At 73.7% G+C, this 25,582-nt stretch carries 19 protein-coding genes; 4 read left to right on the top strand and 15 right to left on the bottom strand.

The features are described from left to right. Position 1: 1 nt before the first annotated feature. From AB2U05_RS33335 to AB2U05_RS33300, 8 genes are all read right to left on the bottom strand, one after another. Positions 2-766 (bottom strand): LysM peptidoglycan-binding domain-containing protein, encoded by a 765-nt coding sequence (locus AB2U05_RS33335; protein WP_045695393.1) that lies wholly within the window; start codon positions 764-766, stop codon positions 2-4. Between the two features lie 13 nt (positions 767-779). Further along, complete coding sequence (locus AB2U05_RS33330) at positions 780-1,214, bottom strand: phage tail protein (RefSeq protein WP_045695391.1); 435 nt, start codon at positions 1,212-1,214, stop codon at positions 780-782. Between the two features lie 26 nt (positions 1,215-1,240). Then, positions 1,241-3,547 (bottom strand): hypothetical protein, encoded by a 2,307-nt coding sequence (locus AB2U05_RS33325; RefSeq protein ID WP_369185246.1) that lies wholly within the window; start codon positions 3,545-3,547, stop codon positions 1,241-1,243. 133 nt (positions 3,548-3,680) lie between these two features. Continuing rightward, the gene (locus AB2U05_RS33320; RefSeq protein ID WP_167352912.1) at positions 3,681-3,836 is read right to left on the bottom strand and encodes a DUF6760 family protein; all 156 of its coding nucleotides are present in this window, start codon (positions 3,834-3,836) and stop codon (positions 3,681-3,683) included. Then, on the bottom strand, positions 3,833-4,303 hold the full coding sequence (locus AB2U05_RS33315; protein ID WP_369185245.1) for a hypothetical protein: 471 nt from the start codon (positions 4,301-4,303) through the stop codon (positions 3,833-3,835). Before AB2U05_RS33315 ends, AB2U05_RS33320 begins: the two co-directional genes overlap by 4 nt. A 53-nt stretch (positions 4,304-4,356) precedes the next feature. Continuing rightward, complete coding sequence (locus tag AB2U05_RS33310; RefSeq protein ID WP_045695383.1) at positions 4,357-4,800, bottom strand: phage tail protein; 444 nt, start codon at positions 4,798-4,800, stop codon at positions 4,357-4,359. Positions 4,801-4,824: 24 nt separating this feature from the next. Beyond that, positions 4,825-6,387 carry a phage tail sheath family protein gene (locus AB2U05_RS33305; RefSeq protein ID WP_369185244.1) on the bottom strand — a complete coding sequence of 521 codons (1,563 nt, stop codon included), beginning with the start codon at positions 6,385-6,387 and terminating at the stop codon, positions 4,825-4,827. A gap of 178 nt (positions 6,388-6,565) precedes the next feature. Next, on the bottom strand, positions 6,566-7,258 hold the full coding sequence (locus AB2U05_RS33300; protein ID WP_045695379.1) for a DUF4157 domain-containing protein: 693 nt from the start codon (positions 7,256-7,258) through the stop codon (positions 6,566-6,568). 327 nt (positions 7,259-7,585) lie between these two features. Here AB2U05_RS33300 and AB2U05_RS33295 point away from each other — a divergent pair, with 327 nt between their 5' ends. Further along, entirely contained in the window at positions 7,586-9,037 is a 1,452-nt protein-coding gene (locus AB2U05_RS33295; RefSeq protein WP_369185243.1) for a serine/threonine-protein kinase, read from the top strand. A gap of 220 nt (positions 9,038-9,257) precedes the next feature. Here the strand turns inward: AB2U05_RS33295 and AB2U05_RS33290 are convergent, their stop codons facing one another. From AB2U05_RS33290 to AB2U05_RS33275, 4 genes are all read right to left on the bottom strand, one after another. After that, positions 9,258-11,351 carry an AAA family ATPase gene (locus tag AB2U05_RS33290; RefSeq protein WP_369185242.1) on the bottom strand — a complete coding sequence of 698 codons (2,094 nt, stop codon included), beginning with the start codon at positions 11,349-11,351 and terminating at the stop codon, positions 9,258-9,260. Next, positions 11,348-11,965, bottom strand: coding sequence for a DUF4255 domain-containing protein (locus AB2U05_RS33285; RefSeq protein WP_045695374.1), 618 nt, complete (start codon positions 11,963-11,965; stop codon positions 11,348-11,350). Before AB2U05_RS33285 ends, AB2U05_RS33290 begins: the two co-directional genes overlap by 4 nt. A gap of 4 nt (positions 11,966-11,969) precedes the next feature. Next, the gene (locus AB2U05_RS33280) at positions 11,970-15,614 is read right to left on the bottom strand and encodes a CARDB domain-containing protein (protein WP_369185241.1); all 3,645 of its coding nucleotides are present in this window, start codon (positions 15,612-15,614) and stop codon (positions 11,970-11,972) included. 153 nt (positions 15,615-15,767) lie between these two features. Then, the gene (locus tag AB2U05_RS33275; protein ID WP_369185240.1) at positions 15,768-16,436 is read right to left on the bottom strand and encodes a response regulator transcription factor; all 669 of its coding nucleotides are present in this window, start codon (positions 16,434-16,436) and stop codon (positions 15,768-15,770) included. Between the two features lie 203 nt (positions 16,437-16,639). On the opposite strand from AB2U05_RS33275, the gene AB2U05_RS33270 reads away from it, so the two are divergent. Further along, positions 16,640-17,941 (top strand): hypothetical protein, encoded by a 1,302-nt coding sequence (locus AB2U05_RS33270; protein ID WP_369185239.1) that lies wholly within the window; start codon positions 16,640-16,642, stop codon positions 17,939-17,941. A gap of 59 nt (positions 17,942-18,000) precedes the next feature. Here the strand turns inward: AB2U05_RS33270 and AB2U05_RS33265 are convergent, their stop codons facing one another. Together AB2U05_RS33265 and AB2U05_RS33260 are read right to left on the bottom strand one after the other, a co-directional pair. Further along, the gene (locus AB2U05_RS33265; protein WP_369185238.1) at positions 18,001-18,684 is read right to left on the bottom strand and encodes a hypothetical protein; all 684 of its coding nucleotides are present in this window, start codon (positions 18,682-18,684) and stop codon (positions 18,001-18,003) included. Between the two features lie 5 nt (positions 18,685-18,689). After that, complete coding sequence (locus AB2U05_RS33260; protein WP_369185237.1) at positions 18,690-22,553, bottom strand: hypothetical protein; 3,864 nt, start codon at positions 22,551-22,553, stop codon at positions 18,690-18,692. Positions 22,554-22,828: 275 nt separating this feature from the next. Between AB2U05_RS33260 and AB2U05_RS33255 the strand changes: the two genes are divergently transcribed. Both AB2U05_RS33255 and AB2U05_RS33250 read left to right on the top strand, forming a co-directional pair. Further along, the gene (locus AB2U05_RS33255) at positions 22,829-23,800 is read left to right on the top strand and encodes a LuxR C-terminal-related transcriptional regulator (protein ID WP_369185236.1); all 972 of its coding nucleotides are present in this window, start codon (positions 22,829-22,831) and stop codon (positions 23,798-23,800) included. Between the two features lie 73 nt (positions 23,801-23,873). Then, complete coding sequence (locus tag AB2U05_RS33250; RefSeq protein ID WP_369185235.1) at positions 23,874-24,632, top strand: class I SAM-dependent methyltransferase; 759 nt, start codon at positions 23,874-23,876, stop codon at positions 24,630-24,632. Here the strand turns inward: AB2U05_RS33250 and AB2U05_RS33245 are convergent. After that, complete coding sequence (locus tag AB2U05_RS33245; protein WP_369185234.1) at positions 24,610-25,518, bottom strand: patatin-like phospholipase family protein; 909 nt, start codon at positions 25,516-25,518, stop codon at positions 24,610-24,612. The genes AB2U05_RS33250 and AB2U05_RS33245 overlap by 23 nt on opposite strands. Positions 25,519-25,582 lie beyond the last annotated feature (64 nt).

The raw sequence follows: 25,582 nt of genomic DNA, 5'->3' as shown, positions 1-25,582 counted from the left end.
GTCAGTGCCTCCCTCGGTGCGCGAGCTCGTCCGGCCCGGGCAGCAGCAGTTCGGTGCCCGGCCGCAGCCGCATCGGGTCGTCGATGCCGTTGGCCTCGGCGATCCCGCGCCAGGCGGCCGGGTCCCCGTACTCGCGCCAGGCCAGCAGCGCGAGCGTGTCCCCGGCGACCACCCGGTGCACCCGCCGCGCGGCGAGGGCGCCCGAGGACGGGTTCTGGCCGGGCAGTTCGCCGCTGATCTCCTCCAGGGTCACCTGGCAGACGGCGCGGATCGGCAGGCCGCCGGCGGTGAACAGGGTGTACTTCGCCTGGACCTGGCTGATGTAGGAGAGGAACCCGGTCAGCCCGCCCCAGTGGAAGATCACCCACGGCGGCACCGGCCGTTGCTTGCCGTGGCTCTGCGCCGTCGGCACGCAGCAGGCGAAGAGCTGCTCCACGGCCTTGACGACCCGGTCGTCCTGGTGGGCGGTGGCGTCGAAGAACATCTCCAGCGTCAGCTTGCTGGGCTCGGCACCGGTGAACTCGACCGGCCCCGCCTTCCGCGCGCCCTTGGAGGTCTTGCGCTCCCACTTCGCGGACTTGGTGAGGGCGAGCTCCTTGGGGTTGAACTGGAAGTCGATCTTGTCGAGTCGGGGCCCGGGCGTCGTCGTCCCGCCGTCCGCGGGCGGGTGCCGCAGTTCGAGGTAGGCGTGCTCCAGCTTCGGCCGGGCACCGGCCGGTCCGCCGTGGGCCGCCCCGGCGGAGAAGGCGATGGGCGAGGACGACACCGTCGGCCCCTCCTCAGGCCCGGTCCGGATCGAGGAAGCCGTGGTGCGCGATCTCCAGCGTCTCGGTCGCGACCTTGACGGTCTCCGGGTTCAGCGACGGCCCCTGCCAGCGGACCGGCACCACGTCCAGCAGGCTCCACCGGGCCACCACCCGGCCGTCCGCGGTCATCGCGCTGATGTGGCCGGTCTTGCGCGTCACCCCGGACACCATGCCGGCGATCCACCGGGTGACCTTCTCGGTGTCCTTGGTGACCGGGCGGCTGAGCTTGATGTTCGAGTACTTGATGCGGGACGGGAGCTGCCAGACGTAGCCGTTGTTCCCACCCTCCTCGCGCTGCTCCATCACCACCTCGCAGCCGAGGCCCTCGCAGCTGTTGAAGGTGCCGAGCTTGAAGTCGTCGATCTCGACGATGAAGCAGACGCTCACCGCCGGGTCCTCGTCGGCCATCGCGCGTGCTCCCTTCGGTAGCGGGTTCAGTAGTGGGTGTCGAAGCGCCGGCCGGCGCGCTCACGGTCGAGGCGGAGCTCGGCCCGCAGCAGGCGGCCGAGGGGGTCGATCAGGCGGCGGACGAGTTCGTCGGTGCTCTCGGCCGGGGCGGCGGGCGGGGGCGGGTGCGCCGCGGTCGACGGGGGTGACTCCGCGCGCTGGACGGGTGGGCCGGCCGGTGGGTCGGCTGCCGGCGCGGCCGGTGGCTCGGCCGGTGGGTCGGCTGCGGGCGCGGCGTGCGGTTCGAACGTCGGGGGTGACTCCGCGTGCTGGATCGGCAGTTCCGTCCCGGCACGCCGCCCGGGCGGCGGTGACGGCGGGGCGAAGAGCACCGATCCGTCGGGCATCCGCTGCGCGATGCCTGCCGCCACCGCGACCGTTCCGGCGTCGGCCGGGGCGCCGCCGGGCCGGGCCACGGGGGCCTGCTGTCGAACGCCCGAGGGCGGCACGGGTACGGCCTGGACAGCAGTCCGGTACTGCGCACTCAGTCCTTGCAGGGGCAGCGCCGGTCGGTCCCAACCGGTGAGCGGCTGGGGCGCGTGTACTGCCCCGCCCCGGGCGGCGGATCGCTGGACGGACGCCGGCCGGGCCTGCCGGCGCATCTCCCCGGTGGGCTCGACGTGCACCGGCGGCGCCCAGGCCACCGGCACGACCGGCAGTTCGGTGGCGGGCCCGGCGGCCGGCGCCTGCTCGCCCGCCCCGGGCGCCCTCGGCGTCGGCGCGGACCGGAGCTCCAGCCCGTGTTCGCCCAGCAGGCCGGTCGCGGCGGCTCCGGGCGCCGCGCTCACGACCGGGTCGACGACACCGACGAACTCCGGCTCCATCGATGTCACTCGTTGCACGGGCAGGGGCAGTGGCCGGGCAGGGGCCGGCGGCGGGAGCGCAGTGGTTCCGGGGGCCCCGGCATTCTCCGCCGCCGGGGCGTCACCGGTGCGCAGCGCCTGCGGGACGAGCGGCGCGTCGCCCAACAGCGGCGCCAGCGGCCCCGCGGCCTCCTCCGAAGACGGGGACACCGAGCGCTGCACGGGCGCGACCACCTCCCCCGCCCGGGACCCACTCGGCGGCGGAAGCGGAGTGGTTCCGGGGGCACCGGCCTCCTCCTCCGCCGGGGCGTCACCGGTGCGCAGCGCCTGCGGGACGAGCGGCGCGTCGCCCAACAGCGGCGCCAGCGGCCCCGCGGCCTCCTCCGAAGACGGGGACACCGAGCGCTGCACGGGCGCGACCGACTCCCCCGCCCGGGACTCCCTCGGCGCCGGGAGCGGCGTGGTCCCGGGCGCGCCGGCCCCCTCCACCGGGGCATCACCACTGCGCAACGCCTGCGGGACGAGCGGCGTGTCACCCAACAGCGGCGCCACAGCCGCCTCCGAGGACGGGGACACCGAGCGCTGCACAGGCGCGACCACCTCCCCCGCCCGGGACCCGCCCGGCACCGGGCCAGAGCCGTCCGCAGCGGGTGGCGACCCGGCCGGCGACCCGACCGGATCAGCCTGCTCGGCCCGCTGCACGGTGGGTGGGACGGCATCGATCGGTGCGCCGACCCTGGCGGCCCGCCGTGGGACCTGCGGGGGCGACGGCATCGGTCCCGTCGACCGCTGGACGGCGGGAGGCGAGGAGAGCGGCGCGCCCAGCCCCAACCGGGGCCTGGGCGGCGGCTCGGCCACCGCGGGACCTTCCGGAGCCTCGACTCGCTGCGGCGGCGCGGAGGAGGACGAGGTCATCGGGCGATCGCCGAGGAGCGGCCGTTCGCCTGTGCTCGGCGGAGCAGGCGCCTCGGACGTGCTCGGGGCGTCGACGTCCGGCGCCGGGGGCTCGACCGGAGCAGGCGCTTCGGCCGGAGGCTCCGCCGCCACTGGATCGGGCTCTCCGGGCAGCGGCCCGCCCGCGCGCTGGACGACCGGGCGCAGCGGGGTCGCCGGGAGCGTCCTGACCGGCAGTTCGATCGTCCGGGCGACCACGGTCATGGCGGCGAGCGGGGCCGCCGGCACGACCGCCTCGGGAGCACCCTCCGGAACCGGCCGGGCGCCGACCAACGGCGCGACGACGTCCGGCGCCCTGTCCGGCACCACGTCCGCCGTCCCGTCCGGGACGCGCTGGACGGCCGCCGACGCGGCGGCCGCCCGTGGCCCCACGCCCACCGGCTCCGCCAGCCCGTACCCCGTCCCGCCCGGTGCCGCCGCGTGCACGAGGTGCCCGAGCGGCCCGAGGAACGACGGGTCCTGCCAGCTCACCAGCCCGCCCCGGAAGCCCGTCGGATCGGTGACCAGCGACGGCGCGCCGAAGGTGAGCCGCTGCACCGGCACCTCCCGCCAGCCGTGCCGCGGCTCCCGCGCGACCGGTGACACGGCCGGTGCCGCGTCGGCCGGCTCGGCGGGCTCCGCGCCCCGCGCAGCCGCCGTCCATCCCCTCAGCCACCCCCACACCCGTCGCTCACCGCCCCTCGGCCAGCGCGTTCAGCCGGCCGATCTGGGCGAGGTAGCGGAGTCGTTCGGGGTGCTCCAGGTCGAGGATGGAGTCCAGCGGCCAGTGGAAGTGGTAGGCGACGTACGCGACCTCCTCGTACAACCGCTCGGTCGCGTACGTCACGATTCCCCCAGGCGGCCGCCGGCGAGGTCGACCGCGAAGTCGCAGGCGCAGGACGGGCAGGTGACCTGGGCCCGGGTGTGGCCCTCGGCGTTGATCCGGCGGTAGAAGTCCTGGAGGAACGCGAGGTCGGAGGCGAACAGGTCCTCGATGACGCCCGCGTGCACGTCCGTGACGTCCCCGATCCGGGTGATCACCCGTCCCAGCAGCACCACGGACAGGTAGGCGGGGTTCTCCCGCACCCGGTCGTCCCGCAGCGGCACCAGCTCGTCCCGCGCGGTGGCCAGCCGCATCACGCCCGCGCGGTGCAGCTGGCCGGACTCGTCGAGGTACCCGCGGGGCAGCTCGAAGGCGAACTCGGTGCGCATGGGCTCTCGCCGCTGCCCCTCCGAGGGGGAACCCGCAGGCCTGCCGGAAGCCCCCGGGGCCGCCTCCGGCGGGGCGGCGGCCGAGGCCATCTGTCGTCGCATCAGGGCCTCACCCTTCTCCGGAGGAATCCCCGGGCCTCGGCCGGGGGAGGATGTCAGGCAACGTCCATCTGTTCGTACGTGATGACGATCTTCTCGGTCAGCACGCTGGTGTCGCCGGCCTTGAGCGAGCCGATCTCCAGGCTCTTCGGCCAGGCGTTGACCAGGTTGTAGCGCTTGATCGCGTTGCCCTCGTAGTCGAAGACGATGATCGCGCCGCCCTTCCTGACCTGCGCCATCTTGCCGAAGCGGGAGTCCTTGATCCACTTCTCGAAGCTGTTGTCGCCGGTCAGGCCGCGGGTCAGCGTCACCTCGCCCGCCTTCGGACGGCCCGGGAGCTTCTTGATCAGGTACTTGCCGTCCGCCGTGTTCTGCTTGAGCTCGATGACGTCCTGTTCCATCTTCAGGCCGGTCACCTCGCTGATCTGCCGGATCACCACACCGTCGAACTCCAGGCCGAAGGAGTGGCCGACCGAGCTGTCATGGTCGGGAAGTGCCATGGCGCGCTAACCGCCTTTCCTCACTCACTCGTTGACGAGGCTGGTCCCGCCGGAGAACTGGGACAGCCGGAAGACCACGAACTCGGCCGGCTTCACCGGCGCGATGCCGACCTCACAGACCACCTGCCCGGCATCGATCCCCTCGGCGGGGTTGGTCTCCCGGTCGCACTTGACGTAGAACGCCTCCTCCGGGGTGAGGCCGAACAGCGCGCCCTTGCGCCACTCGTTGACCAGGAACGCCGAGATGGTCCGCCGGATGCGCGCCCACAGCGCGTCGTCGTTCGGCTCGAAGACCACCCACTGGGTGCCGATCAGGATCGACTCCTCCAGGTAGTTGAAGAGCCGACGGACGTTCAGGTAGCGCCAGCTCGGGTCGGAGGAGAGGGTGCGCGCTCCCCAGACCCGGATGCCCCGGCCCGGGAAGGCCCGGATGCAGTTGACCCCGATGGGGTTGAGCTGGTCGTGCTCGCCCTTGGTCAGGTTGACGGCCAGGTCGACGGCGCCGCGCACGACCTCGTTGGCGGGCGCCTTGTGCACGCCGCGGCTCTCGTCGTTGCGCGCCCACACGCCCGCCATCGCGCCGCTCGGCGGCACGAACCGCAGCCGGCCGCTCGCCGGGTCCGCGACCTTGATCCACGGGTAGTACAGCGCCGCGTACTTGGAGTCGTAGCCCGCCCCGACCGTGCGCCACTCCTTGACCTGCTGCGGGGTCAGGTCCGGCAGCGGGTCGATGATCGCCACCCGGTTGCCCATCAGCTCGCAGTGCGCGATCAGCGCCAGCTGCACGGCCTTGACCTGGTCGGCGTCCAGCGCGCCCTGCTCGTAGGCGCCCATCAGGTCCGGGATCGCCACCATGGTGATCTCGTCGATCGCCTCCAGGCCGCCGAGGCCGGTGCGGTCGTCGGCGCTGCCGAGGTAGTCGGCCGGCGTCGCGGTGCCGGCCGCGTCCGCGGGCGGCTGTGCCGGGGCCGGTACGGCCACCTCCTGATTGTCCGGGCGGGCCACGGCCTGCGCGGCGCTCTCCTCCAGGGCGATCAGCTTGGAGCGTTCCCGGACCACCGTCACGACGTAGCCGCGCTGGCCGCGTTTGGCGGAGACGTCGAAGCTCTCCTCGACCTGGTCGCCCCGCTTGACCCGCAGCGTGAACGCGTCCTCGGCCGCCGACTCGCCGCCGGCGTCCGCCACCTCGACGGTCAGGCCCTCCCCCGCGCCCGGCAGGGCGGCGACCTGGAACGCGCCGAGCGCCGCGCGCGGCCCCGCCGGCAGCGCGCCCCGGCCACCGCCCCGACGCACCGGCGCCGGGGCCGGCTGCGCGGCCGCCGGCCCGTCCCCGATCCGGACGACGTAGCAGGAGCCGCCGCCGTTGAGGAAGTAGGCGTAGACCGCGTGCGCGAGGTAGCAGCCCTCGGCGAACTCGCCGAACTCCCTCGTGTACTGGCTCCAGTTGGTCACCAGCGTGGGCGTGTTCGCCACCCCCTGCGGCGCCAGCCCGACGAAGGCCGCGACGGCCGTCCCGGCCCCTTCGATCGGGCGCGAGCCTGCCTCGACCTCTTCGACATAGACGCCCGGCGACAGATACGACGGCATCCCTTCAGCCCCCTTCAGGCCCACCTGGTCACTCACAGCCTGCTGGCCCCACCGACCAAGGTCACGGCCGTCCGGACGGCGGCCGGGGAAGCCGTCCTTGCCCGAACGGGCAACCGGCGGCGGACGGGCCCGTCACCGCGGCACGCTCCGGAGGACGGCCCCGACCCGCCGGCGCCGCTCAGGCGGGCGTCTCGTCCTCCTCGGCCTCCTCGGCCCGCTGCACGAACAGGCCCTGCACCGGCGCCTCTTCGTCCTCCTCCGCCGCCGCCTCCCGCTGCACGGCCGGGGCCGGCGCCGGTTCGGCCATGACCCGGTCGGCCGTGGCGGCCGCCTCCCGCTCGAAGCGGTCGCCCGGGTCGCTCACCGCGATGCCGCCCGGGGCGGCGGTGCCGTCGACCGGACCGGAACGCTGCTGCACGACGTGGGTCAGCTCGTGCGCGAGCGTCGTCCGGCCCTGGTGCGAGCCCGGGTCGTAGGCGTCGCGCTGGAAGACGATGTGCGAACCGACCGTGTAGGCGTGGGCGTTGACGGCCTTGGCGGAGTCGTGCGCGGCGGCGTCGGTGTGCACCCGGACGTCGCCGAAGTCGTGGCCCAGACGCGTCTCCATGTCCGAACGGACGTCCGCGTCCAGGGAGTTGCCACCGGAGGCGACGACGTCGTGCACCGGTGAGCGTTCCTCCTCCAGCGCCGCGCCGACCGCGGCGTTGCCCACCGCACGCTGCAGCCCGAGCAGTCCGCCGGCGCCCAGCGCCGAGGCACGCCCGCCGGCCGCCGCCCGGAACAGCAGCCCGGCGCGGTCGTCCTGGGGCGCCTGTTCCGTCCGGGGCTTGGATCCGACGACCTGGTCGACCCCGAGTTCGTGATCGCGCATCTCACTCCCCAACCCGCATGGTTGCCACCAGACTCGTGCCCGCCCGAGCGCACCACCAGGCGTCCCGGGGCACCGCCCGCGCAGCCTCGGCTGCCCTAAGGGGCACCCAAGGCGTGTCTCTTTGACGCGTTGAGCGGTTGATCGGAGGCGTCTGTCCGGCTCCCTTCTGCGCCGGCCTGGCCATGCGTACCGACAAGCGGGTCTCGCCGAAGGCCGAGTGGTCTCCCCCGGCTGTCCGATGGAGCTACGCCATCATCCGTCTTGTCCGCGACCTCTCCGTTCGTATCCTGGTTCCCGGTACTTCGGGAACCACTGGGGGCGTTCCGAATGAGGCACGGAGAGCTGATCGCAGGGCGCTACGAGTTGATCAGGCGCCTCGGGCGCGGTGGCATGGGTGAGGTGTGGGTCGGACGTGATCAGGCCCTCAAGCGCGAGATTGCGCTCAAGGCACTTGTCCTGGACGGGGAGACGCTCACAGAACTTCCCTTGCGGTTCGAGCGCGAAGCCATTGCAGTCGCTCAGATCAACCATCCGAACGTGGTCGCCATGTACGACCGCGGCGTGCACGAGGACATCCTCTTTCTTGTCATGGAAAAGGTGGACGGCGAAACTCTCGCTGATCTCCTCGGCAGGCAGGGGACATTGGACCCCGCTCTCGCGTTGGATATCGCCGAGGCGATATGTGTGGCGCTCATAGCCGCCCACCAGGCTCGGGTCATCCACTACGACATCAAGCCGCACAACGTGATGCTCACCCGCGATGGGCACGTGAAGGTCGTCGACTTCGGGATCGCGGGGCTGTCCCGCACCATGTTCACCTTGGCGCGATCCTCCGAGTTGACACCGGCCGGCACCCCTGAATACGGCGCGCCGGAGCAGTTCCTCACGGAACGCGGTGACGAACGATCGGACTTGTACGCACTCGGTGGGGTGCTGTTCGCCATGCTTGCCGGTCGACCGCCCTTCACCGGGCACAATGCCCTGGCGATCATCCGGCACAAACTCGACGAAGATGCACCGCGACTCGACTCGCTCCGGCCCGGTCTACCAAGCCGGCTGACGGATCTCGTAGCAGCGCTCCTGGAGCGCGACCCCGCACAGCGGCCACAGTCCGCACGGGACGTCCACAGTCGCCTTCGCGAGCTCCGGACGACCCACAGCACCCCGAAACCGCCCACGCAATCATCACGGCCGGACCCAGATAATCGTCTCGGCCATGAACGGCAGCGCAGCCGCAGAGGCTGGACCATCGCTCTGGCCGTCCTGGCCGCCTTGGGTGCGCTCGGCGGCGGGTACGCCGGGTACCGGTGGACCCAGGACCAGTACTACGTCGGCGCGGAGGGCGGGCATGTCGCCGTCTACCAGGGCGTCAACCGGAACCTGGTCGGTCTCAGCCTTTCCTCGGTGCACGCCGAATACCAGGACATCGAGCTCAAGTACCTGCCGAAGTACGAGCAAGCGCAGGTCACCAAGACCTTCTCGGTCGACAGCCTGAACGACGCCGACGCGACCATCAAGGACCTCGACGCCTGGGCCAGGCTCTGCAAGAGAGTCAGCGACCCGAACACCGGCTCCGCGCTCGCCCAACCCGCACGGGTCTCCCAGGATGCGCTCCCAGCCGCCACGCCCACGCCGGACGAGACGGCTCACGACCCGGAAGTCGCAGCCTCGACTTCCGGGGCCTTCGGCCGGTTCACTGCTTCACCGAGCAGCGCCCCCACGGTGCCTGGTCTGACCGACAACGAGCTGGCGCGCGCCAAATCCTGCCCGGAGCCGTGACGCCTCCAGGGGCCAAAATCGCGGACCGAGTCGTAAGGCCTGTCTCTTGGATCCTTGCCGGACGCACAAGGCCAGGGCACGCATCTCGCCGCGTTGTCGTCGGTCGCCAATGGCCCCCAGCCTTCGGCCGGGAGGTGCCCCCACATCCGCCTTGGGATGCACGCACCCTGACGCCGCGCGCTGATCCGGCAAAATCCAGGAGACAGGCCCTACGGGGCAGCTACGGGGCATCGTGCGCCAGCGCCACGTACGGTCCGAACTCGCTCTCCAGGCAGAGCCGTCCGAGCTTGCGGTATTCGCGGGCCACCGCCGCGATCAGGTCGGCCATGGCTACCGGGCGGCCGGCTTCGGCGGCGAGGTACGCGGCCGTGACGGCGGCCGAGCGGATGTCACCGCCGGCCAACTCGAAGGATGTGCCGCAGAATTCGAGGTCGAGGTCCCCCGCGCGCGGCAGCGACGGCCCGAGGCAGCGCTCCCAGAGCGCCGTCCGCTGTTCGGGCCCGGGTCGGGGGAAGTCCACCACGAGGTCGAGCCGGCGGGTGAACGCGTCGTCGAGGTTGGCCCGCAGGTTGGTCGCGAGGACGGCCAGGCCGTCGAAGGACTCCATCCGCTGGAGCAGGTAGGCGCTCTCGACGTTGGCGTAGCGGTCGTGGGCGTCCTTGACCTCGGAGCGCTTGCCGAAGATCGCGTCGGCCTCGTCGAAGAGCAGCACGGCGTTGACCCCGGCGGCCTCGGTGAAGATGCGTTCCAGGTTCTTCTCGGTCTCGCCGACGTACTTGTCCACGACGGTGGCGAGGTCGACGGTGTAGAGGTCGAGGCCGAGGTCACCGGCGATCACCTCGGCGGACATCGTCTTCCCGGTGCCCGAGTCGCCGGCGAACAGGGCCATGACGCCGCGCCCGCGCCCGCCGCCGGGCCGCATCGCCCAGTCGCCGAGCACCCGGTCGCGGTGGCGGGCCCGGGCCGCGAGCTCGTGCAGCCGGGCGAGCGCGGGCGGGGGCAGGACCAGGTCGGTCCAGCCGGCCGTGGGCCGGATCCGGCGGGCCAGGCGTTCCAGCCCGGCGCTGTTCTGCGCCCGGGCGCCGTGCAGCAGGTGGGCCCCGGTGAGCGGGCCGCCGGAGAGCACGGCCTGCTGGTGCGCGGTGCGGGCGGCCCGCTCCACCTGGTCCGGGGTGAGCACGAAGGCCGCCGCCGCGTCCTGGTCGACGGCCGCCCCCTGCGGTGCCACCCGGTCGAGCGCCGCCCGCCAGAGCGCGGCTCGGGTCGCGGCGCCGGTCCGGGCCACCTCCACCAGGAGCGGGACGGCGGGCGACCACTCGGGCTCCCAGGACACCCGGCCGGTGAACAGGACCGGTACCGGCAGTGCGGCCAACGCCCGTACCAGGGCAGGCCGTTCGCCCTCCGGCGCGGCCACAGGACCGGCCACCAGGCCGGCCCCGGCGAGGCCCGCCTCCCGGCCGGCCGCGACGACCGCCTCCGCCGCGGCCGCGTCCCGGGCGAGCTGGGTGAGGTCGAGGGCGAGTGCCCGGCGGCCGGCGACGCGCAGCGCCTCGACGGCGAGGGCGCGGGCCGAGCCGCCGGGGGGCTCCCGCAGGTACGCGAGGTGGAGGCCGGCCGCGAGGGCGGCCCCGAGGCGCTCGGCGGGGCCGCGCTCGTGGACGTCGCCCGCCGTCAGCGGCGTCACCGGCGTCAGCGGAGTCAGCAGGTCGGCCAGCCGGTGGTCGGGCGTGTCGTCCCCCAGCAGGTGCCCGGCGACCCGGTCGGGCACCCGCAACGACCGGCCGAGGAAGGGCCGTTCCCCCTCCTCCACCAGCAGCAGCCCCCGGGCGAGCAGCGGCGCGGCCGGGTGCAGCCGCCCGCGCGCGGCGGCCGAGGCGGCCGGGACCCCGCACAGCGCCAGGGCGAGCCCGGCGGTGGGCCGGCGGCGGGTCACGTCGTCGTTGAGGTACCCGTAGAGCTGTTCGAAGCGGCCGTCCAGGTCGGGGGCGAGGGCGATGAGCAGCAGTTCGACGTCGAGCGGCGGGAGCGCGAATTCCCGGGCCAGGCAGCGCAGTCGCAGGTGCGCGCCGGCCCGCTCGGCGTCGTCGGCCCGGTGCTCGGCGGCCGCCAGGCGCTCCTCGTCGATCTCGTCGGGCGCCGGGAGGGCCCGCGGCTCGTCGAGGAGCCGGCGCACCGTCTCGTCGGAGAGGTAGAGGCCCCGGAACGGGTCGTCCGGCTCGGGGTCGTCGGCCCGGCGGACGGTGACGGCCCGGCGGACCCGTTCCTCGACGAGGGCGATCCGCTCCAGCAGGTGGGCGAGGCCGGGGTCGGTCACCTGGCCCTCCGTCGCACGGGTCGGGGTGCCGCGGCGGGGGGTTCGAGGGCGCCGCTGCGCAGGACGAGGCCGTCCTCGACCGGCGGTCCGGCCGGGTAGACCGGGGCCGCGGTGACCGGCACGCTCACGACCACGTCCAGCGAGGGCTTCAGCTCTCCGCCGAGCGCCGTCCACACGTCGGCGAAGGCCCGGTCCTCGGGCGGCGGCAGCGCGATGCCGATCGGGATCGGCAGGCCGGTGGCGGCCAGGGCGGGGCCGAGGGAGTCGGCGGGCAGCGCGGGGTGGCGCAGGAAGCAGACGAGCAGGGCGGAGAGCAACCGGTGCTCGTCCTCGGGCCGTTGGGTCCAGGCGCTGATCAGGTAGGAGAGCTTGAAGTAGCGGGGCGGCAGGGTGCGGGCGACCACCGTGCCCTGCTCGTCGTAGACGTTCTGCCGCCCCCGGGAGCCGCGTCGGACGTCCTCCCTGATGTCGTAGAGGTAGAGGTTGACGGTCGGTGTGTTGCGCCGGGCCGCCCACTCCCGGGTGGGCGCGTCGAGGACCACGTCGACGTCCGCCCCGGCGAGGGCCCCGGCCCGCACCAGGGTGCGCAGCGATTCGTCGACCTCGTGGATCACCGGCCTACCGCCGTTCCTCGTACGGCCGGGGCTGGAGCACTCCGGGGACGACGGTGAAGGCGCTGCGCACCTCGCCGAAGGCGGGCAGGTCGGGCAGGGTGGCGACCAGCTCGCGGGGGCCGAGGGTGTCCTGGACGAGCACCAGGACGGGTGCGGTGAAGGTGCCGTCCCCGGCCACCACCACCGGCGCGCTGTCGGCCGTCACCCCGGCGCTCCAGCGCAGGCGGACGGTGGTTCCGGGCGGGAACTGGCTGCCGTGGGCGAGGGTGACGATCCCGGGCGGGCCGACCCTCGGGTCGAGCCGCACGGTCGGTTGCAGGACGGTGAGGGTGGTGGAGGCGGTGGCGCCGTTGCCCCGGTCGGCGGTCGCGGTGCCGCTCACGGTGGCGGTCCCGGCGGTCAGGCCGGTCACCGTGAGGGTCACGGTGGCGGAGGCCCCGGGGGCGAGGGGGCCGAGCGGGCAGCGGCCGGCCGGGCAGGCGGGGGTGGCCGAGTCCAGGCGGAGGCCGGCCGGCAGGGTGAGGGCCAGGGCGACCCCGGGCGCGGGGACGGCGCCGCCGTTGCGGACCGTCAGGGTGACGGTGGCCTGCTGCCCGGTGCGGATCAGCGCCGGCGCGGCGGCGGCGCTGACGGCGAGGTCGGGCAGCCGGGTGTCGGGCGGGGTGGTGGTGGGCGTGGAGGTGGGACTGCCGGTGGGTGGGGCGGTGGGCGTGGCGGTGGGAGCGGGCGCGGTGATGGTGACGGCCGCGCTCGCGGTGACCGGTTCGCCGTTGGCGCTGGTGACGGTGCCGGTGACCTGACCGGTGAACGCGGTGTCCCCGACCAGGACGAGCGTCACCGTCGCCTCGCCCCGGGGCCCGAGGTCGCCCAGCGCGCACCCGGTGGACGGGCAGGCGGGCGAGATGGAGATCACCCGGAGCTGCGGCGGCACGACGGGTGTCAGCGTCACGCCGGCGGCCGTCCCCTCGCCCCGGTTGCGGACGGTGAACGTCACGGTGACCGGCTCGCCCGGCGCCGCCGTGGGCGGCGTCGCCGACGCCGTGACGACGAGGTCGGGCGCGAGCACGGTGATCACGGCCTCGGCGCGGTCGTTCTCCGCCCTCGGGTCGAGGGTCTCCGCGCCGACCTGGGCGGTGGCCCGCTGGGCGCCCGCCGCCGTGCCCTGGACGGTGATCCGGACGGTGGCGCTCGCGCCCGCGGCCAGTCCGCCGAGCGCGCAGTGGTACGGCGCGGGCGAGCAACTGCCCTGGGAGGGCACCGGCGCGCCGACCGCCTGGAGCCCGGCCGGCAGGGCCGGCTCGGCGGTGACGCCCTTGGCGTACCCGGGGCCCAGGTTGGTGACGGTGAGGGTCAGGTCGGTGGTGCCGCCGCGGGAGAGCTGCGGCTGGTCGGGCGTCAGGCCGACGGCGAGGTCGGCGGTGGGCTGCCAGCTGGGCCGGGTGTGGCTCGCGCCGGCGCGCACCGGCAGGGTGCGGCCCGCTCCGGTCGCCGGGTCGACGACGGCGATCCGGCGGTAGTCGGACGGGACGCGGCGGGGCTGGACGGCGACGCCGGGCCCGTCCTCGCGGACCGCGACGTCGACGGCGAGCTGCTTGCCGTCCGGCGACCAGGCCGGGGCGGCGGGCTGCCGGAGCGGCACGTCCGGCAGCGGCGTGCCGTTGACCGGGCCGACGTTCGGGCAGCTCGCGGCGGACGGCACCACGCTGCGGCAGGCCCGGCCGTCCGCGCCGAGCTCCAGCACCACCTGCAGTGGGGTGTCGGCGGGCGTCGGGCCGGCCCGCAGGCAGCCGTTGAGGCACGGGGGCGGCGTGGGTGAGGGCGAGGTGCGCGTGGGTGTGGGCGTGGGCGAGGGCGACGGGTCGGGCCGGGCGGCCAGCAGGCGGCGGCCGAAGGCCAGGCCGCTGCCGTCCGGAGCGTAGGCCGGGCGGGCGTCGCGGACCGGGCACTGCGGGTCGCCGCACTGGGCGGCGGTGAGGTCGTGCTGGTCCCCTCCGGCGCCGGTCTCGACCGACCACAGGTGGCGGATGCCGTAGACGGTGGCCGCCGCCGGGGCGGCCGCGGCCGCGGCCCCGGTCAGCTTGATGATCGGTACGCAGTCGCTCTCGCGGGAGAAGGCGAGCCGGCCGCCGTCCGGCGACCAGGCGGGGTCGAAGTCCCGGGAGGTGCAGCGGGATCCGCTCTCCGTCCGCGGGGGGACGGTGAGGACCGGCTTCGCCTTGTCGACGCCGTCGGTCACGTCCACCACGACGACCTTCTGCTCGGCGTTGCACTCGCTGCAGAGGTTCTGCTGGACGAAGGCGAGCTTCTTCCCGTCCGGGGACCAGGCGGGCGCGGACTGCTGCCGGCCCTGGTCGATCCCGGGGCCGGAGAGCACGGTGGCGTGCGTCGGGTCGGCGGAGTCGCCGACCAGGATGCGGGTGGGCGCCCGCCCGTCCGGGCCGTAGACGCTCAGGGCGTAGGCGAGGCGCCGTCCGTCCGGCGAGTAGGCCGGGTCGGCCGTGGTCTCCCGCCAGTCCGTCTGGGGCCGCAGGTCCAGCCGGTCCAGCGGGGGCGCCGGGTGGACGCTCTCGATCCGCTCCCCGTACGTCCGCCCGGTGATCAGGATCGTCGGCGTGCCGCCCGGCGGGGCGTACCAGCCGGCCGACTCGACGCCGTCGAAGGAGCTGACGTCCACCGTGGTGCCGGCGCAGGTCGGGCAGGCACTCGCCGGGTCGACGCGGAAGAGGTCGTTGGACAGGAACGCCAGCGACGTGCCGTCCGGGGACCAGGTGACGTCCTCGGCGACGGCCGGTTCCTTGCCGCCCCGGGCGATCAGCTGGACGGCCCCGCCGCCCCGGGCCGGGACCAGGGCCAACTCCCGGTACCCGTCCTGGCCGGTGACGAAGGCGATCCGGTCGTGCCCGGCGCCGGCCCGCGGCTCCCAGGCCGGGCGGTGCGCCTCGCCGGTGCCGGTGTCGACCCGCACCGGCGTGCCGCCCGGCGCGACCGGGATGCGGAAGATCTTCCCGGCCTGCTCGTAGGCGAGCGCGCCGCCGTCCGGCGACCAGCTCGCCCAGCCGCCGCCGACCGCCACGCGGCGCAGTTGACTGCCGTCCGTCCTGGCCAGCCAGATCGACGGGGTCCGGTCGTCGCCCGAGCCCGTGGGCGCGTCCGCCGCGGCCGTCTGCCGGCACCAGTCCTGGGAGGGGTCCCACCCGGTCGGGTCGCTCTGCCAGGAGGTGAAGGCCACCCAGGCGCCGTCCGGGGACAGGGCCGGGTGTTTGATCCGCCAGCCCTCGCGCTCCAGCAGCACCTTGACCGGCCCAGTGCCCTGACGCCCGAGCAGGCTCTCGCCGGTGCCGCTGCGGGTGCTGACCCAGACGACGGTGTCGCCCCGGACGGCCGGCTGGCAGTCGTCGCCGGCCTGGCCGCCGTCGAGCAGGGCCGTCGGCCGGCCGGTGCCGACCAGGGCGAGGGTGCGGTGGTCCTGGTCGTCGGCGGTGTAGGCGATCCGCCCCGGCGCGGGTTCGGCCGCGGCGGGTGCCATCGACTCCGGCCGTCCGGAGCCGATCGCCGCGGTCATCGTCGCCAGCAGGGCGGCCACCAGAGCCGTCGAGAGCAGCGCCAGGAAGGGCCGCCGGAGCCGGCCGTGAGTGAGTACGCGTCGCACCGTGTCCCCCGGACGGTTCCTCCCGCGCGCCCGGGGGGGGCGAGCCGACGGCATCCGGATATTCCTCCTCAGCGCAACCCTGACCGGCCCCGGCCCGGTCGGCAGCAGCGGCCGGGGCAGCGGTCCGGGTAGCGGTGGCTGCCCGAAAGGGCGTCAGATCAGGCCCTCGCGCATCGCGTACGCCACCGCGTGCGAGCGGTTGCGCAGTTGGAGGCGGGTGGTGACCTCGTGCAGGACGTTCTTCACCGTCCGTTCGGAGAAGGACAGTTCCTCGGCGATCTCGGCGGTGTCGCGGCCCGCCGCCACCAGCCGCAGCACCTCCACCTCGCGCGGCGCGAGGCCGGTGAAGGCGAGGCCGCGCGGGTCGAGCACCTGGCGCTGCAGGCGGCCGACCTGCTCCAGCAGGCGGCCGAGCAGGTCCGCCGGGACGCTCCCCTCGCCGCGCGCCGCCGCCGCGATCACCTGCACCAGGCGCTCGGCCGTCGCCTCCTTCCGCCGGACGACCCCGACCACGCCGCACTCCACGGCGGCCACCAGCCCGGCGTCGTCGAGCTCGGTGCCGACCAGGACGATCCGCCCGGCCGCCGAGCAGCGGAGTTGACGGAGCGTCCGCAGCTCCTCCTCGCCGACCCGGTCCACCGCGACGAGGACCACCACCGGCTCCCCGTCGACCTCCACCGGCTCCGCCGGTTCGCCCTCTCCCAGCAGGCGGATCTCGGGTCGGGGGCGCAGCTGGCCCGCCAGCCCCGCGCGGGTGATCGGGTCCTGTGCGCTGATCCGGACCGGAATCCAGGTAAGGTCGCCGTTGCCGTGGTACCGCATGCGTTCCCCGTCCTCCCGTGCCCGGCCGTCGCCGGGCGCCCAAGGTCCACGGGCCGGCGCGGCGCCGGCCGCCCCGTCCCCCGACGAGTCAACACCCGGCGAATCATCAGGCACTTCACAAAGACTTAACGGGCAGCACAACTGCCCGGAAGTGTGGCCGCCGGGCACCTGACCGCGGCCGGGCCGCTTCCTACCCTCGGCGCATGACCACCACATCGGCCCACCTCGATCCGTCCACCGCCTCGGTGCTGCCCGGGGAGGAGGCCCAACTCTCGCTGGAGGTGCGCAACGGCGGCGAGCTCGTCGAGGCCTACCGCTTCGAGGTGCTCGGCCCGGCCGGGGCCTGGACGGTCGTGGATCCGGAGACACTCTCGCTCTACCCCGGGACGGCCGGCCGGGTCGTCCTGAAGTTCCGCCCGCCGCGCGAGAGTTCGACGTCGGCCGGGCCGGTCGCGTTCGGGGTTCGGGTGCTGCCGCAGGAGCGGCCGGACGAGGCCGTGGTGCCCGAGGGCGTCGTCGAGGTGCTGCCGTTCGACGGGCTGACCGCGGAGTTGACGCCCCGGATGTCGCAGGGGCGCGGGCGCGGGCGGCACCAGGTGGCCGTGGACAACCGGGGGAACCGGCCGGTGTCGGTGACCCTGGCCGGCAGTGACCGGCGCGATGCGCTCACCTTCGCCGTCCCGTCCGCCGCGACCACGGTCGAGCCGGGCCGGGCGGCCTTCGTCCGGTCCGACGTCCGCCCGCGCCGCCGGGTGTGGCGGGGGCAGGACGTGCCGCACGCCTTCCAGGTGGTGGTGACGCCCGCCGAGGGCGAGCCGATCCCGCTGGACGGCACGTACCTCCAGCAACCGATGGCGCCCAGGGGGCTGTTGAAGACGGCGATCGCCGTGGCCGTGGTGGCGGGCGCGCTGGCGGGGATGTGGTTCGGGGTGCTGCGCCCGGCCGTCCGCTCCACCGCGAAGAACGCCGTCGCCGGGTCCGTCACGGCGGCCCAGTCGCAGGCCTCGGAGGCGAAGCAGAAGGCCGCCGACGCCCAGGGCGCGGCCGCGGCGGCGCAGCAGGCGGCGGCCGGCGCGCAGCAGGCGGCGGGCGGCGGGGCGAGCGGTTCCCCGCGACCGGCGGCGAGCCCGGGCACCGGCCTGGTGCCGGCCCCGGGGGCCGCGCTGTTCTCCCAGCGGCTCAAGGCCACCGCCCCGGCCGGAGCCACCCACGCGGAGAGCTACCAGGTGCCGGACGGCAAGACGCTGCGGCTGACCGACCTCGTCCTGGAGAACCCGCAGGGCGACTCGGGCACCATCACCATCGCCGTCGGCGACACCCCGCTGCTGGCCCCGGCGCTGGAGAACTTCCGGGAGCAGGACTTCCACTGGGCCTCGCCGATCCTGGTCGGCGAGAAGCAGAAGCTGACCGTCACCGTCACCTGCGGCCGCCCCGGCCAGCCGCTCAGCGGCCCGGCTCCGTCCGACTGTTCGGCGGCGGCCCTGCTGAGCGGGTCGCTGGAGTGACCTCGCGTCGCCGGTGGGGTCCGGGCCACGGCCCGGGCCCCACCGGCGCCGCGCGATGATCAGGCGGCGGCGAGACGAGCCGCTAGGTAGGTGATCGGTTCGCTGTCCAGTGACATCAGCGCGTCCTGGAACTGTTCGGTCGGCTCGTCACCGGGATTTTCGACGGCTCTCACCAGCCAGCCGTCCCCGAGCGCTTGGGAAGCGTACGCAGGCAGGGCCGCGAGTCGAACGCGAACCTGGTCGGCAAGCCCCTGACCGGAGACATAGGTCCACGGTCCGAACTCTTCCGGCAGGTTGGAGCCGGGCCGAACGCGCGTGGACGGATAGATCTGCCCGTAGCCGTCAAGGTTCCACGCCGTCAGATGCGCCAGGTTCGGGCTGAGGCCTGCCACGAGCTGCGAGGTCAGGGCGACGGCCATCTCCCATTCCTGCGCGAGAACGTCCCCCGGCTCGTCCAGGTGGACCGTCAAGAAGATCGAGCCGACGCCGTCCGGCTCGAAATCGCCGAGACTCACCTGAACCCAGGAATTGAGTGCCGGGAAAGCAGGATGGGTAAGGGCGACCATCACGGCCTCTCCCTCCCCGTTGAGGAAGCGCGCACTGCGGTCACCATTCGGCTGAAGGCCTTCGCCGGCGAACCGGCCCAGCGCGGCAACAGCTCTGCGCAGCACGGTGCTCTCGGTCTCGTCAGCCGCTTCCATCCGAAGAACCAGCTCGCTGCCCGCCCCGTACGCATCATCCATGGTCATCACCCTTCCCATCTCACGTCGATGCCCATCTTCACACCCGTTGCCCTGGCGTCCTCGATGACCGCACGGAACTCTGCCTGCGAACGCGGGTCGAGGCCGCCGAACTCAGGCCATTCGATGATGTGCGTGGCGTACTTTCCACGACCGCCTTCTATTTGGCCGGTGAGCTGGGCCGTCAATTTGGTCACCAACTCGGCCCGGCGTTCGGTGCTGAGCTTTCCGGTCACGTGCTTGTACTCGATCATGACGTGTTGCGTCCGGCCGTCGATTCTCATCCGGGCCGTGTAGTCGATGCGCTTCTTTCCGACCTTCACCTCGACGCCGGTGAGGTCTCCGCCCTTCTGGAGGAAGTTCACGATGGCTTCCATCTGCTTGCGGATGCCCATGTTGAACGGCCGTTTCTTGTTGGCGCCGTTCTCGAGCTGGTTCGCGAGACCGTCCGGACCTCCCTCGAGAGCGGGCGCTTCATCGAGCGTCAGCTTGTTCTGGTGAGTGGCGATCGCGGCGCGGTACGCCTTGATGACCTCCATGTCGGCCCGCAGGATGCCCGAGCCCTTCTGCACCAGTTCGCCCTGGTCGACGTGCACCATCGGGAAACTGCGCTCGTCGGCCGATCCGAACCCGCCTGCGCGTTGAATCTGCAGGAACGAGTAGCTCTGGCCGTACAGGAACGTTCCGCTGTCCGGCCGCACGTCGTAGCCGAGCAGTCCCTTCGGCACGTCGGCCACGGGCTTGCCCAGCCAGGGCTCGACGGAGTTCTTCTGTTCGAAGATCGCCTTGAGCAGGTCGGCAAGCTGTTTCTGCTCGCCGGAGAGCTCCGCCTGCTCCTTGGACATCTTCTGCCTGGCCGCCACTTCCTTCTTCTCGGGGACGTGGACCGCAAGCTTCGCGATCTCGTTCGCCTGACCACCGGCGGTTGTCGCCAGCTGGAGCGCGTCCTTGGCCTTCTGCTTGATCTCGGGACTGGTCTTCTCGTCGGCGATGACGCGGTTGAGGTAGCTCGCGACCGGCTGTTCCGTGCTGGCGACCATGAGCGTCGCCTTGTCGCCCGAGGCCACGACGAACAGCCGATGCGCATGCCCGTCCGCGGAGAAGTTGACGGTTTCCCAGTCCGGTTTCAGGGTGTGGCCCTCGCCCGGCCGCTCGTGATCCGGCCCGGCCTTGCCCTTGTCGCCCCTGTCGCCCTTGATCTTGGACTTGAGCTTGGCCCAGATCTTCTTGCCCAGCACGACGATCTTGCCGACGATCCAGTCGACGGCCTTCATGACCGGTTTGGACAGGGCCTGGAAGAAGCTCTTGACCTTGTTCGCGATGCCGCCGATGCCGAGGATCGCGGCGAGGGCGCCGATCAGCACGGGGATGGACTTGGCCAGGGCGCCCTCGATCAGTCCGGGGACGCCTCCGCCGCCGCCACCCGCGATGGCGATGACGGAGTCGAGGACGGCGTTGACGAACTCGATGATCTGGGCGCCGCGTTCGACGATGAACGTGATGATGTCGATGATCATCTTGCAGGCTTTGATGAACGCGCTGGCGGGATTCAGCAGGCTGATGATCCAGGTGATGCCGGCCATGAGCACGGTGGGGATCAGGTACGAGGAGATCTTGCCGAGGAGGTTCTCCTTCAGGTCGCCGACCTGCTCCTTGATCTCCTCCTCGACCCCCGCGACGCCCTCGGACTGCAGCTTCGCCACCAGCGGCACGCCGGATTCGACCGCGCTCATCGCCTGTTCCGGTACGCCCTTCGCGACGATCCGGCCCCGGATCGCCCCCCAGGTCAGCCCGAGCAGGGACGCGATCATCGACAGGATGCCGCGCAGATCGAACTTCGCCGGCACCTGCAGCCCGGCGCCGGACATGGCGCCGAGCAGCCAGCCGACGAGTCCCTTCTTCAGATGGGTGCCGATGTTGGCGAGGAAGTTCCTCAGACCGGCGCCGACCGCGGAGACGAGGTGGCCGAGGAAGCCGATCGGGTCCTTGAGGATCGCCATCACCGCGTGCGCGGCCTTGGCGAGGACACCGAGCAGGAGGTCCTTGAGGTGGAGGATGGTGGTGATGACGCCCTTGACCGCGTCGACGGCCTTGGCGATCAGGCCCTTGTTCTTCTCCTTCTCCGCCTCGATCTCCGCGTCCACCTCCTTGAGCGCGGAGTTGTACTTGTCCGCCAGGGTCTGCACCAGCTCCTGGCCCTTGGCGTCCACGCTCTCGGTGAGGGAGTCGAACTTCCCCGCGAACTGCCCGGCGGCCTCCTTACCGATGGCCTGCAGGTCCGCCGGCAACTTCCGCACCTCGGCCTGCAGTTGCTGACGGCCGGTGGCGATCCGCTGCTTCGCCCGGTTCAGCTCGGCGCCGATGACGTCCGCGACCCCGGAGATCACCGACTGCATCCGGGTCACATAGCCCTGCCGGGCCGTGACGAAGATCTGGTCGGCCTCGGCGGGCAGCCCGGCGAACTTGTCCTTGACCCACTTCAGCTTCCCGGTGAAACCCGAGTACCGCTTGTGCTTGTACTCGTCCATGCGGTGCTTGTGGTCCGCCGTGAAGGCGTCCCGCGCCGCCTTCTCGCCCGCGGTGAACGCGTCGTCGACCTTCTTGTCGAGGCCGGACAGGATGGCTTCGACCTCGGTCTTCGTCGCGTCGAAGACCGTCTGCAGCTTCGCGGTGACGTCCGCCCGCTTCTTCTCGTCGCCGGTCCGGGTGTCCTCCTGGCCCTGCCGCACCTGGGTGTCGGTCTGCTGCCGGACCGCGGTCAGGCCGCTCATCGCGGTGGCCCCAGCCGTGGCGGCGGCGGCCTTCGCCGTCGTCAGGGTCTTGTCCTCGGCTGCCCGCACCTGCCCCGGAGCGGTGGCGGCGTGCTGCTCGCCGGCCTTCTTGTCCTTCAGCGCGGCGGTGAACGCCGGTTCGTTGGACTTGGCGAGCTGCGCCTCGGTGACCTGCGCGTCGGCCATCTGCTGGTCGACCTGCTTCGGCCCGGCCGAGAAGTCCGTCGCCGCGGGCGGGGCCTTGTCCGGCACCGCGTGCGACGCGTCGGGGGCGCCGGGGTTGGCGGCCGCGGGTTGCGGGGCCAGCGGCGTGACCGGCTTCTCCTTGGCCGCCGAGGTGTCGGGCGCCGCCTTCGTCGTGGTCTCGATGGCGGCGGCCGACCGCTTCTTCCCGTCCGCGACCTGACCCTGCACGTGCCCCTTCACCGCGGCGGCCCTGCCCGAGCCGCTGAACTTGTCCGCCTCGTCGAGGTTCTTGGGGGCCTGTGCGCTGATGGCCTCGTTCACGGCGCGCACGAAGGCGGCCTTGTCGAAGGTGCCGGGCTGGGCGGCGTTCATCTTCTCCGCGTTCGCCGCCTTGCCCTGCGCGACCCTGTCGTCGGCGGGCGGCTTCGCGGCGGCCTGCGCGGCGTTCGCCGTCCTCGCCGCCGGCGGATGCGCGGCGAGGGCCCTCTTCTTGTTCCGCACGTCCGACGCCACCGTCTGGAACCTCGCCGACGACGCGGCGGGAGCCCGCGCGCCGGCCGCGCGGCGCTGCACCGGCAGCGCGGCGGCCGGCTCCGGGCGCGCCTCGCCGGTGTGGGCACCGGGCGGCGCGGAGGACCGACCGGCGTCGGGCCCCGCGCGGCGGGACGCCACCAACGCCGCGACCGCGCGGTTGCCCACCGCGCGTTGCAGCCGCTGCGCGGTCACCCGGCTCAACGGCGAGGACGGCGAGGACGGCGACGGCCCGGCCCGATCCGGCACCGCCTGCACCGCCTGCACCGCCGGCCCGGGAACGGCCGTGGACCCGTCCGCCACGCCGGGGCCGGGGGCCGCGCCGCGACGGTGCGGGACGGCTTCGCCGGCCCCTTGCCGGCCCCGCTCGACCGAGGTCCCCATCCCCCGATCGTGGCCCGCGTCACCGGCGCGCCCGCAGCCCGATCGGGCAGCGGAAGGGGCACACCTTCCCGGCCGGACGCCCCCGGCCCGATGGGAACCGGACAACGTGTTGACGACATGACACTTTCCGGCACCAAATCGGCACCGAACCCCCACCCATGTGTCCCCAGACCGTGACGAAGGCACCGAATCGGATCTTGAGTCGATCGCCGAACAACGGTTGGATACGACCGGCCGCCCATCCGGGAGGCGGCCGGTGACCCGGGGGGGATGCCATGTTGGAAGTACTCGGCGTGACGGCCGGCGCGACGGCGGTGTACCAGACCATGCTCGACCACCCCGCCTTCGGCGTGGACGAGATCGCCGCGCACTGCGAGCTGACCACCGTCCAGGTGCACGACCACCTCGACGAACTGGCCCGGCTCACCCTGGTCCGGGCCTCCGCCGAACGCCCCGGGCAGCTGCGCGCCGTCAGCCCCGAGATCGGCCTGGCCGACATCCTCACCCGGGAGGAAGCCGAACTCGCCGCCCGGCAGGCCAAGTTGGCGGCCTCACGGGCGGCCGTCACGCGTCTGGTCGCGGATCGCGCCGAGCACCGCACGACCCACGGCGAACGCCTGCTCGGCATGGACGCCATCCAGGCCCGACTGGAGCGGATGGGCCGCAGCGCCACCACCGAGGCCCTCGGCAGCCAGCCCGGCGACCAGCGCCCCGAGGACCTCCTCGCCAGCCGCGCCACCGACGCCGAGGCCCGCTCGCGCGGCATCGCCATCCGCACCCTCTACCAGGACTCCACCCGCAACCAGCCGCACGCCGCCACCTACGCCCACTGGCTGCTCAGCCAGGGCGGCGAGGTCCGCACCGCCGCCACCATCCCGCCCAGGATGGTCATCATCGACCGCAGCCAGGCACTCGTCCCGATCGACCCCGTGCACCACCGCAAGGGCGCCCTCTACGTCACCGAGCCCGGCATCCTCGCCGCGCTGGTCGACCTCTTCGACCAGGCCTGGAGCACCGCCGTCCCGCTCGGCGCCGCCCAGCCCGAGGACCCCCGCACCGGCCTTACCGCCACCGAGCGCGAACTGCTGCGCCTGCTCGGCTCCGGCCTCACCGACGACGCCGCCGGCCAGCGCCTGGGCGTCTCCTCGCGCACCGTCGGCCGCCACATGTCGTCGATCATGGAACGCCTCGGCGCCAGCAGCCGCTTCGAGGCCGGGATCAAGGCCGCGCACAGGGGCTGGCTCTGAACCCTCCGCCCGCCGCGGGGTCCGGGGCGTCATCGCGTGGCATCCCGGCGGCGGGCGGGACAGGATGGTCCGCATGAAGCGCACGTTCGAGGACCTGGTGGACGAGGCGGCCGCGGCCCCGGTCGACGGGTGGGACTTCTCCTGGCTGGACGGCCGGGCCACCGAGCAGCGCCCGTCCTGGGGGTACCAGCGGCTGCTGGGCGAGCGGCTGGCCCGGGCCTCGGCGGCGCTCGACGTGCAGACCGGGGGCGGCGAGGTGCTGGCCGGGGTGGCCGACCGCTTCCCCCGGACGATGGTCGCCACCGAGGCCTGGCCGCCCAACGTCGCCCGCGCCGCCGCCCTGCTGCACCCGCTCGGCGCGGTCGTCGTGGCCGATCCCGACGAACCGCCGCTGCCCTTCGCCGACCGCTCCTTCGACCTGGTGACCAGCCGACACCCGGTCACCGTGTGGTGGCCGGAGATCGCCCGCGTGCTGCGCCCCGGCGGCAGCTACGTCGCACAGCACGTCGGCCCGGCCTCGGTGTTCGAACTGGTCGAGTACTTCCTCGGCCCGCAGCCGCAAGCCCGCCTCGGCCGGCGCCCGGAGGCCGCCGTGGAGGAGGCCCGGGCCGCCGGGCTGGAGGTGGTGGACCTGCGCTCCGAGCGGCTGCGGATCGAGTTCCGCGACATCGGCGCGGTGGTCTACTTCCTGCGCAAGGTGATCTGGATGGTGCCGGGCTTCACCGTCGACGCCCACCGCGAGCGCCTGCGCGAGCTCGACGCGCTGATCCGGGCCGAGGGGCCGTTCGTCGCCCACTCGGCCCGCTTCCTCATCGAGGCGCGCCGGCCCTGACGCCCGCTCGGTGCGGGCCGGCTCCCGCCGTCCAGGCGGGGCGGAGGCGTTCGGCGGCCTCGGCGCCCTGACGCAGGCCCTCCCGGTAGGACGGCTCCCAGGCCGTCCGGTCGTTCAGGTCCGGGCCGAAGGCGCGCAGCGCCGCCGGGTCGGGCTCGACGGTCAGTACGGTGTGCGCCGCGGCCACCGCCAGCTCCCGGTCGAGCAGTTCGCGGGGGAACAGGTGCGCCTGGGGGTCGATCACGACGAGCACCCGGGCCCCGGCCGCGAGTGCGGCGTTGGTCGCCGAGTGCAGGGAGCCGTCCAGGTACCGGCGGCCGTCGACGGTGATCGGCGGGTAGATGCCGGGGAAGGCGGTGGCGGCGGCCACGGCGGCGGGCAGGGGGGCGCCGCTCGCCCGGTCGAAGACCCTCTGCTCGCCGGTCTCGGCGTCCGTCGCGGGGATGAGCAGCCGCCGGTCCGGCCAGTGGTCGGCGCCGACCATGCCGCGCATCCGGGCGATGTGCGCCTCCTCGGGGCCGGTCTCGGCGGCGAGCGCGATCCGCCCCACCCGGCGCCGCGCGCCGTCCGGGTCGTCAGCGGCGTTCCCCAGCACGGCGAACGCCTCGCCGAGGCGCCGCCCGTCCACCTGGGGGCGGCCGGCGCCGGGGCCGGTGGGGCGCACCGGAGTGGCGAGCCGGTCGGGGTCCTGGCCGGTGGCCAGCAGGGCGGCGGTGATCGCGCCGGCCGAGGTGCCGACGAACAGGTCGGCCTCCCCGAGGTCCACCCCGGCTCGGCGCAGCCCGCCGGCGAGCCCGGCCGTCCAGGCCGTGCCGACCGAACCTCCGGCGCCCAGGACGAGTGCGCGGTCGAGTGCGCGGTCGAGCGTGCGGTCGAGTGCGTGCATGACAGTCTCCCTCCCGTTCTTGAAACAGTCGTACCATATACTGATGCCCGCTCACATCCGCGAG

It is taken from the genome of Streptomyces sp. Y1 (assembly GCF_041053115.1).
Classification (GTDB): domain Bacteria; phylum Actinomycetota; class Actinomycetes; order Streptomycetales; family Streptomycetaceae; genus Kitasatospora; species Kitasatospora rubellomurina.
The sequence above is the reverse complement of the archived record's forward strand: the minus strand, read 5'-3'. Positions and strand labels throughout refer to the sequence as shown.